General features: G+C 70.8%; 3 protein-coding genes. 1 reads left to right on the top strand and 2 read right to left on the bottom strand.

Translation table 11 applies throughout. From position 1 onward, the window contains the following. Together DD1DGNOD_RS19205 and DD1DGNOD_RS19200 are read right to left on the bottom strand one after the other, a co-directional pair. The coding region (locus DD1DGNOD_RS19205; protein ID WP_131770754.1) for a DEDD exonuclease domain-containing protein at nt 1-871 on the bottom strand (871 nt) is incomplete at its 3' end. A gap of 88 nt (nt 872-959) precedes the next feature. Further along, nucleotides 960-1,373 carry a VOC family protein gene (locus DD1DGNOD_RS19200; RefSeq protein ID WP_131767855.1) on the bottom strand — a complete coding sequence of 138 codons (414 nt, stop codon included), beginning with the start codon at nt 1,371-1,373 and terminating at the stop codon, nt 960-962. Nucleotides 1,374-1,502: 129 nt separating this feature from the next. Here DD1DGNOD_RS19200 and DD1DGNOD_RS19195 point away from each other — a divergent pair, with 129 nt between their 5' ends. Further along, nucleotides 1,503-1,901 (top strand): HIT family protein, encoded by a 399-nt coding sequence (locus DD1DGNOD_RS19195; protein WP_131767854.1) that lies wholly within the window; start codon nt 1,503-1,505, stop codon nt 1,899-1,901. The last annotated feature ends 242 nt before the right edge of the window (nt 1,902-2,143 follow it).

Genomic DNA, 2,143 nt, shown 5'->3' with positions numbered 1-2,143 from the left:
TCCCGGTCATCCGCGTCCGTGGCTCACTCGCGGTGAAGTACGACCGGACGCGTGCGCGCACCGACCGGGACGTCCCGACGTAGAGAGCCCGGCCGGCGCTGTCGCGGAAGATGTACACGCCCGGCCCGGTCGGCAGGCCGTCCGCCAGATGCCGCTTGCGCCGCTGGGCGGGGGAGACTTTCCGGGAGAACCCGTGCAGGTCCTCCAATGTGGTCACGCCGAGGTTGCCCAGCCGCTCGAACAGCCCGTGCAGCACGGCCACGGTCGCCCGCGCGTCCGCCAGCGCCCGGTGGCAGGGCTCGGTGTCCGTGGGGAAGAGCCGGGCCAGCGAACCGAGCTTGTAGTTCGGGCTTTCGTCCCTGCTCAGGACCTGTTTGGCGATGCGGAGCGTGTCCAGGTGCTCCCAAGCGGGGACGGGATGGCCGCAGCGTACGCACGCCTCCCGCAGAAAGCCGAGATCGAAGGGCGCGTTGTGCGCGACCAGCACGCTGCCGTGGGCGAATTCCAGGAAGGTCGGCAGGACGGCGTCGATGCGGGGCGCGGTGGCGACCATCGCGTCGGTGATCCCGGTGAGGACCGAGATGAACGGGGGTATCGGCGCGGCCGGTCGTACCAACGTCGCCATCTCCGCGAGGACCTGCCCGCCGCGGACCTTGACCGCGCCGATCTCGGTGATCTCACTGTCGGCAGACCGGGTTCCGGTGGTCTCCAGGTCCACCACGACAAAGGTGACGTCCCGCAGGGGACGGCCGAGTTCCTCCAGGCTGGCCTGGCCGGGCGGGAGCTGGCGAGGCGGAGGCTGGCGCCCGGAGGGGGGCGCGGGCGGCGCGTCCGGGTGGCCGCCGCCCGGAACGGGGGAGAACCGGCGCATGTCCGGGTACGGTAGTCGCCGTCTCCGACAGTTTTCCGGTCCTGTGTCCGCATCCCGCGGCTTCCGGCCACCGGTGGTGGGTGACCCCTCACGCGAACGGCCGCGCGAACCCGTCCTGACCCGCCGTGGTGACCCGGAACTCGTTGCCTTCCGGGTCGGCGAGGACGAAGCCGCTGTCGACACCGTCGGCGTAGCGTCCGACTTCGCGGGCGCCCAGTGACGACAGCCAGCCGACCACGCGCTCGGCGTCCACCGCATACAGGTCCAGGTGCACGCGACCCGGGCCCGGCGCCAACCCGGACACGCGCCGCAGGTGCAGCTTGGGACCGGCACCGGCCGGGTGGCGCAGGACAGCCGAGTCGCTGTCGTGCTGCGCGACTTCGTAGCCGAGCGCCGATGACCAGAACCTGACCATCAGGTCCACGTCGACGCAGTCCAGGCCCACCCGGGCCATCCGGATGCCGTTCGTTTCAAACCAGGCCACAGGCGCATGATTCCGCATGACCGGCGAGTCCGTGTCCACGCGTCACGCGTGGGCACGCCGGCCCGGGTCCGGCTCGCATCCGGTCTGCCGTTGCCGCTGCCGCGCCGGGGGGCGCTACCGGGGGCTTCATGTGGATACTGTCCGGACATGGCCAGCGTCTTCACCCGGATCATCAAGCGGGAGCTGCCCGGACGGATCGTCTACGAGGACGACCACTGTGCGGCGTTCCTGACCATCGCCCCGATCCGGCCGGGGCACACTCTGGTGGTTCCACGGCTGGAGGTCGACCACTGGATCGATCTTCCCCCGGACGTCCTGCGGGAGCTGTGGAACGCGGCGGCCCGGGTCGGGCGGGCCGTCGACACCGCCTTCCGCCCCCGCAAGGTGGCCGCGCTGCTGGCCGGTCTGGAGGTGCCACATGTACATGTGCACCTCGTCCCGATCGACTCCGAGGCCGACATCTCGTTCGCGGCAGCCGATCACAACCCCGACCCGGCCGCACTCGACGACGCGGCCGAACGCATCCGGGCTGCCCTCAGCAGATAGCTCAGCAGACAGCTTCGACAGCCGACAGCTGTGCCGCCGGTGGAGCAACCCGCTCGTCCGGCGATGTCACAGGTCGGCAGTACCACAGGTCGGCGATATCACAGATCATCGCGCTGGCCTTCCTCGACCCGTCCCGCAAGCCGTGCCTCGACCCGTGTTCCGACCCGTCCGGGCGGGCGAACCGGGATGCTCCGATCCCTGCGAACCGGTGGAGAACCGTTGCGATCCGGAGGGATCGGGCT

Origin of the sequence: Candidatus Protofrankia californiensis (genome assembly GCF_900634765.1) — a bacterium.
Taxonomy (GTDB): domain Bacteria; phylum Actinomycetota; class Actinomycetes; order Frankiales; family Frankiaceae; genus Protofrankia; species Protofrankia californiensis.
The sequence above is the reverse complement of the archived record's forward strand: the minus strand, read 5'-3'. Positions and strand labels throughout refer to the sequence as shown.

What these genes read in the sequence shown, in the direction of transcription:
- DD1DGNOD_RS19195 (WP_131767854.1), top strand. Translation starts at nt 1,503, where the DNA reads ATGGCCAGCGTCTTCACCCGGATCATCAAGCGGGAGCTGCCCGGACGG.
- DD1DGNOD_RS19200 (WP_131767855.1), bottom strand. Translation starts at nt 1,373, where the DNA reads ATGCGGAATCATGCGCCTGTGGCCTGGTTTGAAACGAACGGCATCCGG.